The following is a 13,431-nucleotide window of genomic DNA, read 5'->3' as shown; positions in this document are numbered from 1 at the left end:
GCACCCGCCCGGGCCACCGCTGGACGCTTCCGGCCCTGGTCACAAGTGGCCAGGGCGCCGGGTTTTGTGATCGGCCGTCAGGCTGCAACGGTGGGGGGATGTACCTCGTCCACGCCACCCTGCGCGCGCGGCCCGGCAGCACCGTGCCCGGCGGCCTGCTCGCCTCGGTGCGCGCACAGGCAAGCGCCGACGACGGCCTGGAGCACGCGGTCGTGCACCCGCTGGGGCCCGGCGCCGCGGTCGTCGGGATGTTCCTGCGCGCGCCCCGGCTGGCGGACGCCGAACGGGCGGCCGGCCTGCTGTGCCGGCGCGCCCTGGCGGCCGACCCGGCCCTGCTGGAGCTGGAGTTGGCCTCCTGCGAAGCCCCGCTGGTCGGCGCGTTCTACGAGCGGCTGCTGGGCGGACCGCCCGGCGGCTGGCCCGAATAGTCCACGGCCGGTTCCGTCCAGAGCGGCGCGCTTCTCAGCGCCGCGGACGGTGGCCAAGCTGGTGATCTCGATAGTCGAAGGACAGGTGACGCGATGCCGGAGCTGCGGCAGCAACTGCTCGACGAGGCGTGGGCGCTCCTGGGCGGAGCCCCGGAGCACACCGCCGCGGTGCGCTGGACCGGCCCGGACGGGCTGCTGCCCTCGCGGCTGCAGGTCGCCGCGCTCGCGGAGGCGAGCGTGGGTGCCGCCGCGCTGGCGGCGGCCGAGCTGGCGGCGGTGCGGGGCGGCGGGCCCCGGCCCGGGGCCGTGGTGGACTCGGGCGCCGTCGCGACGGCCTTCGCCAGCGACCGGGCGCTGCGGCTGGACGGCGCGGAGCAGGTCAGCTGGGCCGCGCTGTCGCGGTTCTGGCGCAGCTCGGACGGCTGGGTGCGGACCCACACCAACTACCCCCACCACCAGCAGCGCCTGCTGGCCGCGCTGGGGCTGCCGTCCGACGCGTCGGTCGAGGCGGTCGGGCAGGCCGTCGCGGCCCGTACCGCCGACGAGCTGGCCGACGCGGTGAGCGCGCAGGGCGGCCTGGCCGTGGCCGTCCGCACGCCGCAGGCGTGGGCCGCGCACGAGCAGGGCGCCGCGGTGGCCGCGCTGCCGCTGCTCGCCCTGGACCGGGTCGGCGACGCCCCGCCGGTGCCGCTCCCGCCCTGCCCGCGCGAACCGCTGCTGCCCGCCGCCGGGCTGCGCGTGCTGGACCTCACCCGGGTGATCGCCGGGCCGGTGGCCACCCGCACGCTGGCCCTGCTGGGCGCGGACGTGCTGCGGATCGACAGCCCGCACCTGCCCGAGCTCACCGCCCAGCACCTGGACACCGACCTGGGCAAGCGCTCCTGCCTGCTCGACCTGGCCGCGCCCGGGGACCGGGAGACCTTCGAACAACTGCTGGCGAGCGCCGACGTGGTGGTCACCGGCTACCGCCCGGGCGCGCTGGACCGCTTCGGACTGGACGCCGCCGCGCTGCTCGCCCGCCGGCCCCAGCTGGTGGTCGCCTCGCTCAGCGCCTGGAGCCGCCGGGGCCCGTGGGGCGGGCGGCGGGCCTTCGACAGCGTCGTGCAGGCCGCCTGCGGCATCGCGGCGATCGAGGCCGCGCCGGACGGCGCCCCCGGCGCGATGCCGGTCCAGGCCCTCGACCACGCCACCGGCTACCTGCTGGCCGCCGCCGTCCTGCGCGCCGTCACCCGGCGCACCGGCGAGGGGGGCGGCTGGCGGGCCGAGCTCTCGCTGGCCCAGACCGCCGCCTGGCTGCTGCGCCAGCCCGTCACCGCAACACCCCCGCCCCGCGGCGAGAGCGGCACGGACTCCACCGCCGAGCGCCCAACCGAACTCGGCCTGCTGCGCTACGCCCTCTCCCCGGTCCACCTGGACGGCGGCCCCCGCGACTGGTCCCGCCCGGTCGGCCCCCAGGGCGCGGACGCACCGGAGTGGCTCTAGGGCCGACACCGGACGGGTCCCCGGCGGCCCGTCAGTGGCGCCATAAGGGCGCAGAACGCCGGTAACACCGAACAGGGATGGTCAGGAGTACGCATGGCAGGCAAGACCGCGGTCCTCTGCATAGGTTGGCACGTCAAGACCGTGGCCGCGTTCGAACGGCTCGGCTGCCGGGTCGTCAGCGCCGTCACGGCGAAGGACCTCGGGCGGGCCTCGGCGCACAGTGCGGCGGCGGACCTGGTGCTGGTCACGGACGCGAACAACCTGGAGGCGGTGCTCGCCGGGCTCACCCGGGCCGGGGTGGACCCCGCGGGGTTCGACGCCGTCTGCAGCATCCACGAGTTGTCGCTGGTGACGGCCGCCGCGCTGGCCCGGTTGACCGGCCGTCAGGTGCTGCCGGTCGAGACCGCGATCGCCCTGCGCGACAAGTTCGTCCAGAAGCGGCTGATCCGCGCCGCCGGCCTGCCGGTCGCCGACTGCCGGGTGGTCGGCCGGCTCGGTGACCTGGCCGAGGGCGCCTGGACCGGGCCGCTGGTGGTCAAGCCGCTCGCCGACGCCGGCTCCCGGGACACCTTCGCCCTGCGCACCCCGCAGGAGCTGGCCGCGCTGCTGGCCGCGGACCGCCCCGGCGCGGGCTCGGGGCCCTGGCTGGTCGAGGGGTTCGTCGAGGGCGCCGAGCTGCACCTGGACGGCGTGGTGCGCGGCGGCGAGCTGCTCTTCCTCAGCGTCTCCCGCTACCTGGACAACGTGATCTCGGTCCGCTCCGGCGGGGTGATCGGCTCGGTGGCGCTCGACCCCGCCGACCGGCCGGAGCTGTACGGGCGGGCCCGCGAGCTGGTGGTCCGCGCCCTGGACGCGCTGGGTCACCGGGACGGCGTCTTCCACCTGGAGGCGTTCGACGGCCGGGCCGGGCTGGTCTTCAGCGAGTGCGCCGGGCGGATCGGCGGCGGGATGATCCCCGACGTCAACGCGCACGCCTTCGGCGTCGACCTGGTCGAGGAGTTCGCCCGCGCCGTCCTGCAGCTGCCCTCCGGCCTCCCCGCCGGCACCCCCACCGCGCCCGCCACCCGCCGCCCGGCCTGCGGCTTCGTCCAGCTCGCCGCCCCGGCCGGGCGGATCGACCGGATGCCCACCGAGCAGCAGGTGCTGGACCGGCCGGGCTGCACCGCCGTCCGGCTCGCGCTCACCGAGGGCGCCGAGGTCCCCGACTTCACCGCTGGCTCCCACCTGATGGCGGGCAAGGCCCTGCTGACGGCCGACGACGACACCGCGCTGGAGCAGCGGATGCACGAGCTGGCCGACTGGTTCCGGGACGCCGTGATCACCAGCCCGGCGGTCACCAGCCCGCTGGGCGGCTGAGCATGGCGCTCACCACCGCGCCGCGCGGCCGGGCGGCCGCCTGGGCCGCCGAGGCGCTCCCGGCCCGCGGCCCCGGCCGGGCGCTCTACCGGGCGAGCCTGGTCAACGCCGTCGGCACCGGGATGTACCTGGTCAGCAGTGCCATCTTCTTCGTCCGCTACCTCGGCCTCGGGGAGACCGAGGTGGGCCTGGGCCTCTCCGTCGGCTCGCTGATCGGGCTGTGCAGCGGGGTGCCGGTGGGTCACCTCGCCGACCGCCTCGGGGCGCGCCGGGTGTACGTCCTGGCGCTGCTGGCCGAGGCGCTGGCGATGTGCTCGTTCACCCTGGTCGGCTCCTTCTGGAGCTTCGCCGCCGTCACCACGGCCGCGTCCGTGGCGGGCTCCGCCAGCTCGGCCGCCCGCGCGCCGCTCATCCAGGCGCTCTCCGAACGGAGTGCGGCCCGGCTCAAGGCCCAGCTGCGCTCGGTGACCAACGCCGGGTTCTTCGTCGGCGGGGCCGCCGCCGGGGTCGTGCTCGGCACCGGGAGCAGGCTCTGCTACCTGCTGCTGATCCTCGGGAACGCGGCCTCGTTCGCGCTCTGCGCCCTGATGGTGCTCGCCGTGCCGAAGGTCCCGGCGACCCTGGGGAAGGCCTCCGGGAAGGGCTGGGCCTCGCTGCGGGATGTGACCTACCTGCGCTTCGTGCTGATCAACAGCGTGCTGAGCCTGCAGTACCCCGTGCTGCCGATCGTGCTGCCGCTCTGGGTCTTCGCCCGGACCGGCGTGCCGCACTGGGTCGTCGCGACGATGATCCCGCTCAACACCGCCCTGGTGGTGGCCCTCCAGATGCGGGTGGCCCGCCGGGTGGGCGGGCTGCGCTCGGGGGCCCGGCTGCTGGCCCTGGGGGCCGCCGTGATGAGCGCCAGCTTCGTGCTGATGGCCGTGCTGCCGGGGTTGGCGACGCCGGTGCAGATCGCGGTGCTGCTGCTCGCCGTGGTGGTCAACGCGCTGGGCGAGATCTACTGGGTCACCGGCAGTTACGAGTTGAGCTTCGGGCTGGCGCCGGCCGGATCGACCGGCCAGTACCTCGGCCTCTACTCGATGGGCGGTGGGCTCGGCCGGGCCGTCTCGCAGGCCCTGGTCAGCTACCTGTGCCTCTCCCTCGGGCTGCCCGGCTGGCTGCTCTTCGCCGGGCTGATCCTGCTGGCCGGACTGGCCGGACCCTACGCGGTGCCCCGGACCCGACGGCCCGACCGCCCGACCTGACGGCCTATAAGCGGACTTTTCCCCCACCGCATGCTGGACGCAACGGGCCATGGCACATTGCGTCCAACCGTCACCCCTCCCCCCGCCCCACCTTGGCTGACTAGCGTCGTTCGCGTACCCGCAGACGGAACCGAAGCCCTGAGGAAGAAGACATGCGCCTGATCGCCGCCGCCGCCGAGAACGCCACCGCCGCCAAGCGTGCCGCCCGGACCGCTGTGATGTCCCTCGCGGTCGCCGCGGCGGCCCTCGCGGTGGCGGCCGGCGTCTCGCTCGGCGGTGCGCAGCAGCCCGCCGCCCACACCAGCGCGGCAGTTGACACCGGCGTCGTCGCCCTGGACGTGACCTGGGGCCACTGAGCCCGGCAGCACCGGCTGGGCCGGGCTCGCCGGGCCCCGGAGAGCATCCGACCAGCGGCGTTACACTTCCGGATGCTTCTCCGCCCATGCGGGAGTCCGCCCGTCCCAGGAGGTACCGTGTTCGAGGCCCTCGGCCTGGACGCCGTGTCCGAGCAGGTCTACCGCGAGATGCTCGCGCATCCGCAGGACCGCCTGGACCAGCTGGCGGACCGCCTGGGCATCGACGGGGAGCAGCTGCTGAAGTCGCTGGAGCGGCTGAGCGCGCTCGCGCTGGTCGACCGCTCGCCCGAGGCCGACGAGTACCGGGTGCAGAGCCCGATCCGCAGCGTGGGGGTGCTGCTGGCCGGCCAGCAGCAGGAGCTGGCCCAGCTGCGGCGCCAGATCGAGGCCTCCCAGGCCGCCGCCACCCTGCTGCTCCACCAGTACACCGAGGTCTGCCGCGACGCGGAGACGGACTGGGAGGAGCTGACCGGCATCGCCGCGATCCGCTCGCGGCTGGCCGAGCTGAGCGCCCAGACCGAGCGGGAGATCATGACGCTGGCTCCCGGCGGCGCGCACACCGAGGAGGACCTGCTCGCCAGCCGCGCCCCGAACTCCCGGCTGCTGGAGCGCGGGGTGCAGGTCCGGACCGTCTACCTGGACAGCCTGCGCAACGACCAGCCGACGACCAACCACGTCCAGTGGCTGGCGGACCAGGGCGCCCGGGTCGGCACGGTGGCGGCCCTGCCGATCCGCATGGTGATCTTCGACCGGCGGACCGTCGTGCTGCCCACCGACACCGGCGACGCGGCCACCGGGGCGATGCTGATCCAGGGCAAGAGCACCGTCACCGCGCTCTGCGCGCTCTTCGACGAGATCTGGGCCCGGGCCACGCCCTGGACCCCGCACCAGGTCCGCACCGAGACCGGTCTGACCAACCAGGAGGCCGAGGCGCTGCGCCTGCTCGCCGGCGGCCTCACCGACGAGGCGATCGCTCGGCGGCTCGGCGTCTCCCACCGCACGGCCCGCCGGATCGTCGCCAACCTGATGACCGTCCTCGACGCCGGCAGTCGCTTCGAGGCCGGCGTCCACGCCGTGCAGGACGGCTGGCTGCCCGCTTCCCGGTGACCGCCGACCCCGGTGGCCGTCAGTAGAAGGCGCGGACCCGGGTGTCGATCAGCCGCGGCGCACGCTGCTCGGCGACGCAGGCCAGCGCCTCGCGGACGGCCACCGCGCCGAGGGCGCGGAAGGTGCGGTCGCAGCTGTCGGTGTAGTGCCAGAGCAGCGCGCGGACCACGGCCCGGGCGACCACCGGGGTGCCGCTGCGCGCGTCGGGGTGCCGGGGGTCGGCGGCGGCGAGCTCCAGCAGGACGCCCTCGGCCAGGGCCTGCTCGTATGCGGGGGCCGGGTCGGGTGTGAGGGGCCGGGTGAAGCCCATCGAGGTGCAGGCGAACGCGACCGCCGGCTCGGCACCGGCGGGCAGCGGCTCGAAGTCCAGCTCCACCCGTCCGAAGAGCGGCGCGCAGGCGCCGACGGGCTGCCGCGAGTGGACCCGCACCCCGCGCACGGCGTACGGCAGCGGCACCGCGGCAGGGCTGCTCACCGGGCGACCGGGCCGGTCGCCGCGGCCGGGCGGTCCAGCGCGTGCACGGTGATCGCCTTGCCGGCCAGCACGTCCTCGCGCAGCGGGGTGAAGCCGAGGCGGCGGGCCACCTCGGTGGAGGCGTCGTTGCCCTGGTGGATCATCGCGGTGATCCGCTCCAGACCGAGGTCGTGGAAGCCCCAGTGCAGCACGGCCCGGGCGGCCTCGGTGGCGTAGCCGTGGCCCCAGTGGGCCCGGGCCAGGGTCCAGCCGGCCTCGGTCTCGTCGAACTGCTGCCACCAGTTGAGCCCGCTGCGGCCGATCACCTCGCCGGTGGCGACGAGTTCGACGGCGCACAGGCCGTGGCCGCGGTGCTCCCACTGCTCCTCGATCGCGGCCAGTCGGGCGGCCGCCTGCTCCCGGGTGTAGCCGCCGACGAACCGGGCGACCTCGGGGTCGGCGTGCAGCTCCACCCACCAGTCGACGTCGGCGGTGCTCAGCGGGCGCAGGCGCAGGCGCGCGGTGGTGATCACCAGGCCACGGTAGGCCGTCCGGGTGCGAATCGGCAGGGAGTGACGGCTGCTCAGGCCCCGCTGGAGATACAGATCACATGATGCGAAAGACCGCTGTTCTGTTCTGCACGGCCGCCGCGCTGGCCTGTGCCACCCCCGCGCACGCCGACACGGTGTTGCAGCACCTCCCGTGGGCCTGCGAGGAGCCGTACTCCGGCTCGCTGGAGTGCGGCCCGCCGATGGAGATCCAGCCGGGCGGCTACCTCTGGGTCGGGGCGTACACCCCGGGGCCGAACATCTACACCGCCTTCGTCGGCGAGGGCGCCAACGCCGTGCAGGTGGGCTGGGGCGAGATGCAGGGCTCGAACGGGGCCTTCCGGCTCTACACCAACAACACCGGGCACCCGGTGCTGGTGCACGTCTTCGAGCACGCCGACGCGCCGGAGGACCGGTGCGGGACGGTCTTCGAGAGCGGCTACTACGAGTCGCGGATCTGAGCTGTTGATCCGGGTCGCCTTCAGCGACCGGTGAGGGGAAGTCGATCGGGTCGACTTCCCCTCACCGGCACGACGGGCCCGGTCAGCCGTGCAGGTAGACGATGCCGAGCTTGGTGAGCTGCCAGAGCTGGGCCGGGGCGCCGGAGTTCGCGGCCAGCTCGACGACCGGGTTGTTCTGGGCGTCGCGGTCGGCACTCACGGTGGCGACCATGCCGCTGCTCTGCGAGTCGGCGAGCTGGTACTGCCCGTTGCCGGCCGGCTCGACCAGCCAGTGCTGGTTGCCGCCGCCGTTGCAGCTCCACTGCTCCAGGCGGGTGCCGGCGGTGGTGGCCGCGCCGGTGGCGTCCAGGCACATGTTCCGGTTGCCGCTGAAGTCCAGTTCGTAGCTGCCGCCGGTCTTGGCCTCCAGCACGAAGGACTGGTTCAGGCCGCCGTCCGCCGGATAGCTGATGGCGAGCCTCCCGTCGGTGGTGTCGCCGTAGGTCCCGCCGCCGGAGAGGTCGAGCACCTGGCCGGTGGCCGCGTTGGTCAGCTGGTACCAGGCGCCGTCCTCGGGGACGTCGCCGAACGGCTGCCCCGGGCTCAGCGGCATGATCGTGGTGCCGTCGGCCTGGTCCAGGGTGCAGTACGCCTCCTGCTGGGCCGGCTCGCCGTAGAACTCGCCGAGGCAGGCGCCCTCACCCTTGTACCCGGCCACCCGCAGGTGGAAGGACTGCCGGATCTCGTTCTCGCAGAGCGAGAGGATGCCGATCGAGTCGTCGCAGCCGTTGCGGGTGTTCTCCGAGAGGTCGATCACGTCGCCGTTGGTGTACTCGTACGGCGAGGTGGTCCACTCCGCGCAGACCTCGTGGCCGTAGGAGACCCGGCGCTGGTCCAGGAACCGCACCCCCGGCACCGCCTCGGCGGCCTGCCGGAGCCCGTCGTCGAAGGTGGGCACCACCCAGTTGTGGCCCCAGGCCATGTCCTCCGGGAAGGCCGGGCAGCCCTGGGCGACCTTGGTCGCGTAGTCGTTGCTGCGGATGTCGGGGGTGAACGGGGTGAAGTACGACTGGGAGACCAGCTGGTACGACCCGTCGGCGTAGCCCGCGTTCCGCATGGTCTGGCGGATGTCGGTGAGCGCCGCCTCGACCTTCGGGATCACGTTGGCGACCCGCTGGCTGATCGCCGCACTGCCGATGGTGTCCCGGCAGCCGGTGGACTTCGGGATCGGGAAGTACTGGCCGAGGCAGCTCTCCATCAGCCCGCTGAAGTCGAGGTCGTCGTTGGCGCCGATCGTCACGACCACCATCTTGACGTCGTACTTGGCCGCGGTCTGGGCGAGTTGGGCGTCCTGTTTGGGTTCGCCGAAGTCGCCGCTGCCGCCGCCGGTGATCTTCGCCAGCGTCGGGTCGCTGACCAGGTCGCCGGTCTGGGCGCCGGAGCAGGCCAGGTCGATGCCGGTGATGCCGGCCAGGCCGGTGTCGAAGATCTCCGACTGCGGGTGCCGGTGGCAGTAGTCGGTGGGCCCGTCGGTGCCCGCGAAGTAGCCGTCGTTGGTGTCGGTGCCGGCGCCCTCGCCGGAGATGGCGCTGTCGCCGAGCGAGACGACGGCGCCGGGCAGCGCGGCCCGCGGGCTCGCGCCGGGGGTGCCGGTGGCGGCGCCGGCCTGCGGGGCGCCGACGGCCAGGCCGAGGGTGGCGACCAGCGCGGCGACGGCCAGCAGCGCGGTGGGGGGACCTGAGGTGTGTCGCCTGATCACGCATGACTCCTTGGTGGGGGTGGCGGAGCGGTGCGGTGAGCGGGTTCACATGGTAGGTACTGACAAGTAGTGCAACAAGGCTTGCGACAGAGGAACTTGAGGCACCCTCATGTCCGTCGGGGTCCAGGTCGCGGCGCCGACCGGGCATGCCGAAGCCGCCGCCGGTCGCCCCAGGAGGAGGGGACGGCCGACGGCGGCTCAGCGCGGAACGGCTCAGCCCTCGTTGGCGCAGGTGTTGCCGAAGGCCGGGTTCAGCGCACCGATCACGTCGACGCTGTTGCCGCAGACGTTGACCGGGATGTGGATCGGAACCTGGACCTGGTTGCCGGAGGCCACGCCGGGAGAACCCGCGGCGACGCCCTCGGCACCGGAGCTGGCCATGGCGGTACCGGCACCGGCAGCCACGAGGCCGGCCACGGCGGCGCCGACAGCGGCAGCCTTCTTGATGGTCATGTGAGTCTCCTAGTTGCTGAGCACGAAGCGTGCATGATCAGCAACGAGGCCCGGCCGCCGCGGTTGCGTGCGCGGACCGCCTATCACCCGTTCGTACGTATCCGGGACGCGCGAATCGCCGTCCCCGTTTCCAACGGCACCGCCGGTCGTTCTCCCACCGAAGCCGCTTCACCACGCAGCACCACGCAAGTCGCACCACCTACGCAACCGCAGGTTCCGCAGGATCCGTGCGTACCGCAGGAACAGCACGCAGATTCCGGGCGATCGCCCGCCTGAGTGATATTCGGCGGACGACCGGAACCTCTCGGCCGCCATTCCTGTTTTGCCCGATGGCCCGGGAAGAAGCACCCGACGAACCACCGGGAAATCAACGGAGGATTACCCCCATGCGCAAGTTCTCGAAGACCCTCGTGCTCACCACGGCCGCCGCGGGCCTGCTGCTCGGCGGTGCCGGTGTCGCCGCCGCCAGCGCGGGCGCCGAGGGCGTCGCCGCGCACTCCCCCGGTGTGCTGTCCGGCAACCTGCTCCAGGTGCCGGTCCACATCCCGGTCAACGTCTGCGGCAACACCGTCAACGTGATCGGCCTGCTGAACCCGGCGTTCGGCAACACCTGCGTCAACGCGGGCTGAGCCCACCCCACCCAGGGCTGATCGGCCCTTCCTGACCAAGGAGAATCCCATGCAGAACGCGAAGAAGCTCGCCGTACTCTCCAGCGCCGCCCTGGGCCTGGTGGTCGGCGGCGCCGGCGCGGCCTTCGCCAGCGCCGGTGCCGAGGGCGCCGCCGTCGGTTCCCCCGGCGTGCTGTCCGGCAACGAGGTGCAGGTTCCGGTCCACATCCCGGTCAACCTCTGCGGCAACACCGTCAACGTGATCGGCCTGCTGAACCCGGCCTTCGGCAACACCTGCGCGAACGTCGAGGAGCACCACGACGACGACTGCTGAGCACGGCTGAGCAGCGGAAGTCACGCACCCCACTGCCCCTCGGACCTCGCTGTCCGAGGGGCAGTGCCGTCTGGAAGGAGCCCTCGTTGAACCCGAAGACCACCGGCGCACTGCTGGCCTCGCTCGGCGCCGCGCTGCTGCTCGGCCCGGCGCCGGCCGCCGTCGCCGCGCCCGGCGCGCTGCACCTGCAGCCCACCGACGCCACTGCGGCCGCGAACTCGATCGGCTACCTCACCGGCCCGGTGAAGGACCTGACGGTCTACCCGTACGGCGGCACCGGCTTCGACCCGCTGAGCAACGGGGTCGCGGTGAAGCCCGACAACCCCGGAAGCCGCCCGATCAAGAGCACCTCACTGACCGACAAGCTGAGCAGCACCGGCGACGCCAAGGACCTGCCGGGCGTCGGCCTGCTGCTGCACGCGCTGCCGGGCTGAGCGGCCGGCCGACCCGGCAACGGCCTGAACGGCCCCGACCCGGCAGCGGCCCGACAGACCCCCGACAGGCCAAGGCCCGGTGCGTGAGTCCGCACCGGGCCGGTCCCGTCCGGAAACCGTCAACCCTGCGGCAGCAGGCCGGGCGCCTCCGCGGCCGCCGCACTGGTGGTGGTGAGCAGGTCCTGGACCTGCTGCACCAGCGAGGCGTCCTGCCGCGGACCGCCCAGCTCGGCCTTGGCGCCCGGCACCGCGGAGACCGCGGCCGGAATCAGGCGCGGGTCGAGGTCGCCCGACGCCAGCGAGCCGTCCGTCAGCTTCCCGTCCGCGCCCTCCACCATCTGCACCGGGTGGCCGAGGCCGACCGCCGGGCCGAACGCCCTCAGCTGGTCGTCGGCGGCGGCCAGGTTCAGGTTGCCGGGCTGCAGGCCGTCGGTGCCCGGCAGGGCCAGGCCCGTGTCCAGCCGCGGCCCGACCGTGCTGAAGTTCAGCGGCTGCACCACCTTGTCCGCCACCACGTCGTGCGGGCCCCGCTCCGCCGGCACCGGCGGCAGCACCGGCGAGGCCGGCACGCTGCCCTGCACCGCACCGCCCAGGCCGAGCATCGGCGCCGCCTGGCTGACCGTCTCCAGCGGAATCGCCATCGGCACGGACTTCTTCGCCAGCGCGTCCTCGACCGCCGCCACCTGGGACGGCGTCATCGGCGTCGCCGCGCTGGCCACGCCCTGGCCGACGACCGCCGAGGCCCCGACCGCCGCCAGCAGCGCCGCCCCGGTCCGCTTGGTGAGCTTCATCAGTGTTCCCTACCCGATCTTTTCGAGAGCTTCCGGACAGCCACCCCGCTGACGAATACAGCCGAGGCCAATCTGCCTCAACGACGCCTCGACGACGCGGGCACCGGGGCACGCGGGCTGTTTTACCCCAACGGAGTAGTAATCGGATTTCCAAAGGCCGCCGCGGAAGTCGGCGAAGAATTTTTCCGGGGAACCCGCGTAACTTTCCGCGCCGCCGCTCTTTGATATCCATGTCGCCGCAGACGACGGCTTGATCGCACGCGGATCAGCCGCCCCGGACTGCCGATAGGCCGGCCATGCCAGCCCGCAGAAAAGCAAATCAGAGAGGGAATTTCTCATGATCAAGAAGACGCTCGCCGCGGTCGGCATGGTCGCCGCCGCCGTCGCCGCTTCGGCCGCCCCGGCCGTGGCCATCGGCGACTCGGACGGCTCCGGCGCCTCGGTCCAGGGCAACGGCGGCACCAACTTCACCGGCACCATGGGCAACCACAGCCCGAACTTCCACTTCCTGGACAACCCCAACGTCTGCCTGCCCGAGGTCCACAACATCGCCGTCGCCGTCCTCGGCGTGGCGGTGCCGGTCGAGGTCCCGATCGCCAACAGCGGCGGCCACATGTACTGCACCCAGGGGCAGGGCACCCAGAGCACCGGCGACGGCGGCGTGTCCCACCTCGTCGGCTGACCTGCAGGCCGCACCATCAGAACCATCGGCAGCACCCGCACCACCAGCAAGTTCCACACCATCCACATCTTCTGAAGAAGCATCAGAGAGGAACCACCATGCTCAAGAAGTCCCTCGCCGCCGCCGGTATGGCTGCCGCCGCGCTGGCCATGACCGCTGCTCCCGCGCTGGCCATCGGTGACTCGGACGGCTCGGCCGCCTCCGTCCAGGGCAGCGGCGGCACCAACGCGACCGGGACCGTGGGTGACAAGAGCCCGAACTTCCACACCCTCGACAACCCGAACATCTGCCTGCCCGAGGTCCACAACATCGCGGTCGCGGTCATCGGTGTCGCGGTGCCGGTCGAGGTTCCGGTTCTGAACAACCAGCCGAAGCAGATCTGCAACGTGGGCCAGAACACCCAGAGCAGCGGCGACTCCGGCGTCAGCCACCTGATCGGCTGACCCTGGCGTGATCCCGGCCGCACGGCCGGGCACCCGCCCGGAGCCCGCTGACGGGCCCCACCTGACCCTCCGGAGCAGTACCTGACCCAAAGGAGCAGTACCAGCGGGGCCGGTGAGGACTCCTCCCGGCCCCGCTCTGGCCTTGCCACCTTCCGTACCCCGAGCAGTACACCGAGAGGAAACCACCATGCAGCGCACGCTGGGCCGGGCCGCGGCCGTCATCGCCGGCGCCATGATGATCGCCGGCATCGCCGCCCCGGCCTACGCCCACGTCTCCACCGGCGGCAACGGTGGCGGCGTGGTCAGCGCCGACCCGGTCTTCGCGGCCGGCTGGGGCGAGGGCTGGGCGAGCACCACCCACGTCCACACCGCAGCGGACGGTGCCCACTGGGCCACCGACGACGCCACCGGCGGCGAGGGCAGCCACCAGGTGGACATCGACGGCTGGAAGCACTGATCGCTGACGTCGGCACAGCAGTGAGGGGGGCGGCCCTTCCCCCCCCCCCTCACTG

19 protein-coding genes are annotated in these 13,431 nt (G+C 73.4%); 13 read left to right on the top strand and 6 right to left on the bottom strand.

The genetic code is table 11. The features are described from left to right. The first annotated feature begins 98 nt into the window (after positions 1 to 98). From ACQRUO_RS12780 to ACQRUO_RS12755, 6 genes are all read left to right on the top strand, one after another. Positions 99 to 428, top strand: a complete 330-nt coding sequence (locus ACQRUO_RS12780; protein ID WP_428315958.1) for a hypothetical protein — start codon at positions 99 to 101, stop codon at positions 426 to 428. Positions 429 to 521: 93 nt separating this feature from the next. Beyond that, the gene (locus ACQRUO_RS12775) at positions 522 to 1,910 is read left to right on the top strand and encodes a CoA transferase (protein WP_428315957.1); all 1,389 of its coding nucleotides are present in this window, start codon (positions 522 to 524) and stop codon (positions 1,908 to 1,910) included. Between the two features lie 93 nt (positions 1,911 to 2,003). Beyond that, positions 2,004 to 3,266: an ATP-grasp domain-containing protein gene (locus tag ACQRUO_RS12770; protein ID WP_428315956.1), complete on the top strand. Its 1,263-nt coding sequence runs from the start codon at positions 2,004 to 2,006 to the stop codon at positions 3,264 to 3,266. Positions 3,267 to 3,268: 2 nt separating this feature from the next. Then, positions 3,269 to 4,510, top strand: a complete 1,242-nt coding sequence (locus ACQRUO_RS12765; protein ID WP_428315955.1) for an MFS transporter — start codon at positions 3,269 to 3,271, stop codon at positions 4,508 to 4,510. A 152-nt stretch (positions 4,511 to 4,662) separates the two neighbouring features. Beyond that, positions 4,663 to 4,866, top strand: coding sequence for a hypothetical protein (locus ACQRUO_RS12760; RefSeq protein ID WP_428315954.1), 204 nt, complete (start codon positions 4,663 to 4,665; stop codon positions 4,864 to 4,866). 117 nt (positions 4,867 to 4,983) lie between these two features. Then, a complete protein-coding gene (locus tag ACQRUO_RS12755; RefSeq protein ID WP_428315953.1) occupies positions 4,984 to 5,973 on the top strand; it encodes a LuxR C-terminal-related transcriptional regulator in 990 nt (329 codons plus the stop codon). Between the two features lie 19 nt (positions 5,974 to 5,992). Here ACQRUO_RS12755 and ACQRUO_RS12750 read toward each other — a convergent pair whose 3' ends face one another. Both ACQRUO_RS12750 and ACQRUO_RS12745 read right to left on the bottom strand, forming a co-directional pair. Then, positions 5,993 to 6,448 carry a hypothetical protein gene (locus ACQRUO_RS12750; RefSeq protein WP_428315952.1) on the bottom strand — a complete coding sequence of 152 codons (456 nt, stop codon included), beginning with the start codon at positions 6,446 to 6,448 and terminating at the stop codon, positions 5,993 to 5,995. Then, positions 6,445 to 6,960, bottom strand: coding sequence for a GNAT family N-acetyltransferase (locus tag ACQRUO_RS12745; protein ID WP_428315951.1), 516 nt, complete (start codon positions 6,958 to 6,960; stop codon positions 6,445 to 6,447). The genes ACQRUO_RS12750 and ACQRUO_RS12745 overlap by 4 nt, the downstream gene beginning before the upstream one ends. 80 nt (positions 6,961 to 7,040) lie before the next feature. On the opposite strand from ACQRUO_RS12745, the gene ACQRUO_RS12740 reads away from it, so the two are divergent. After that, positions 7,041 to 7,436, top strand: a complete 396-nt coding sequence (locus ACQRUO_RS12740) for a hypothetical protein (RefSeq protein WP_428315950.1) — start codon at positions 7,041 to 7,043, stop codon at positions 7,434 to 7,436. 82 nt (positions 7,437 to 7,518) lie between these two features. Here ACQRUO_RS12740 and ACQRUO_RS12735 read toward each other — a convergent pair whose 3' ends face one another. Both ACQRUO_RS12735 and ACQRUO_RS12730 read right to left on the bottom strand, forming a co-directional pair. After that, positions 7,519 to 9,174, bottom strand: a complete 1,656-nt coding sequence (locus ACQRUO_RS12735) for an RICIN domain-containing protein (protein WP_428315949.1) — start codon at positions 9,172 to 9,174, stop codon at positions 7,519 to 7,521. 213 nt (positions 9,175 to 9,387) lie between these two features. Then, a complete protein-coding gene (locus ACQRUO_RS12730) occupies positions 9,388 to 9,627 on the bottom strand; it encodes a chaplin (RefSeq protein ID WP_428315948.1) in 240 nt (79 codons plus the stop codon). 386 nt (positions 9,628 to 10,013) lie between these two features. On the opposite strand from ACQRUO_RS12730, the gene ACQRUO_RS12725 reads away from it, so the two are divergent. The 3 genes from ACQRUO_RS12725 to ACQRUO_RS12715 all read left to right on the top strand — a co-directional run bounded on the left by ACQRUO_RS12725 (position 10,014) and on the right by ACQRUO_RS12715 (position 11,003). Beyond that, positions 10,014 to 10,256: a chaplin gene (locus ACQRUO_RS12725; RefSeq protein WP_428315947.1), complete on the top strand. Its 243-nt coding sequence runs from the start codon at positions 10,014 to 10,016 to the stop codon at positions 10,254 to 10,256. A 49-nt stretch (positions 10,257 to 10,305) separates the two neighbouring features. Next, positions 10,306 to 10,569 (top strand): chaplin, encoded by a 264-nt coding sequence (locus ACQRUO_RS12720; RefSeq protein ID WP_428315946.1) that lies wholly within the window; start codon positions 10,306 to 10,308, stop codon positions 10,567 to 10,569. Positions 10,570 to 10,655: 86 nt separating this feature from the next. Next, positions 10,656 to 11,003 carry a hypothetical protein gene (locus ACQRUO_RS12715; RefSeq protein WP_428315945.1) on the top strand — a complete coding sequence of 116 codons (348 nt, stop codon included), beginning with the start codon at positions 10,656 to 10,658 and terminating at the stop codon, positions 11,001 to 11,003. A 119-nt stretch (positions 11,004 to 11,122) separates the two neighbouring features. Here the strand turns inward: ACQRUO_RS12715 and ACQRUO_RS12710 are convergent, their stop codons facing one another. Together ACQRUO_RS12710 and ACQRUO_RS12705 are read right to left on the bottom strand one after the other, a co-directional pair. Further along, the gene (locus ACQRUO_RS12710) at positions 11,123 to 11,794 is read right to left on the bottom strand and encodes a hypothetical protein (RefSeq protein ID WP_428315944.1); all 672 of its coding nucleotides are present in this window, start codon (positions 11,792 to 11,794) and stop codon (positions 11,123 to 11,125) included. Between the two features lie 9 nt (positions 11,795 to 11,803). After that, entirely contained in the window at positions 11,804 to 12,133 is a 330-nt protein-coding gene (locus ACQRUO_RS12705) for a hypothetical protein (protein WP_428315943.1), read from the bottom strand. Here ACQRUO_RS12705 and ACQRUO_RS12700 point away from each other — a divergent pair. The 3 genes from ACQRUO_RS12700 to ACQRUO_RS12690 all read left to right on the top strand — a co-directional run bounded on the left by ACQRUO_RS12700 (position 12,132) and on the right by ACQRUO_RS12690 (position 13,376). Further along, positions 12,132 to 12,476: a rodlet layer protein gene (locus ACQRUO_RS12700; protein ID WP_428315942.1), complete on the top strand. Its 345-nt coding sequence runs from the start codon at positions 12,132 to 12,134 to the stop codon at positions 12,474 to 12,476. The genes ACQRUO_RS12705 and ACQRUO_RS12700 overlap by 2 nt on opposite strands. A gap of 98 nt (positions 12,477 to 12,574) precedes the next feature. Further along, positions 12,575 to 12,919 carry a rodlet layer protein gene (locus tag ACQRUO_RS12695; protein ID WP_428315941.1) on the top strand — a complete coding sequence of 115 codons (345 nt, stop codon included), beginning with the start codon at positions 12,575 to 12,577 and terminating at the stop codon, positions 12,917 to 12,919. Positions 12,920 to 13,106: 187 nt separating this feature from the next. Next, a complete protein-coding gene (locus ACQRUO_RS12690; protein ID WP_428315940.1) occupies positions 13,107 to 13,376 on the top strand; it encodes a hypothetical protein in 270 nt (89 codons plus the stop codon). Positions 13,377 to 13,431: the final 55 nt, after the last annotated feature.

The organism is Kitasatospora sp. LaBMicrA B282, assembly GCF_050325825.1.
Classification (GTDB): domain Bacteria; phylum Actinomycetota; class Actinomycetes; order Streptomycetales; family Streptomycetaceae; genus Kitasatospora.
The sequence above is the reverse complement of the archived record's forward strand: the minus strand, read 5'-3'. Positions and strand labels throughout refer to the sequence as shown.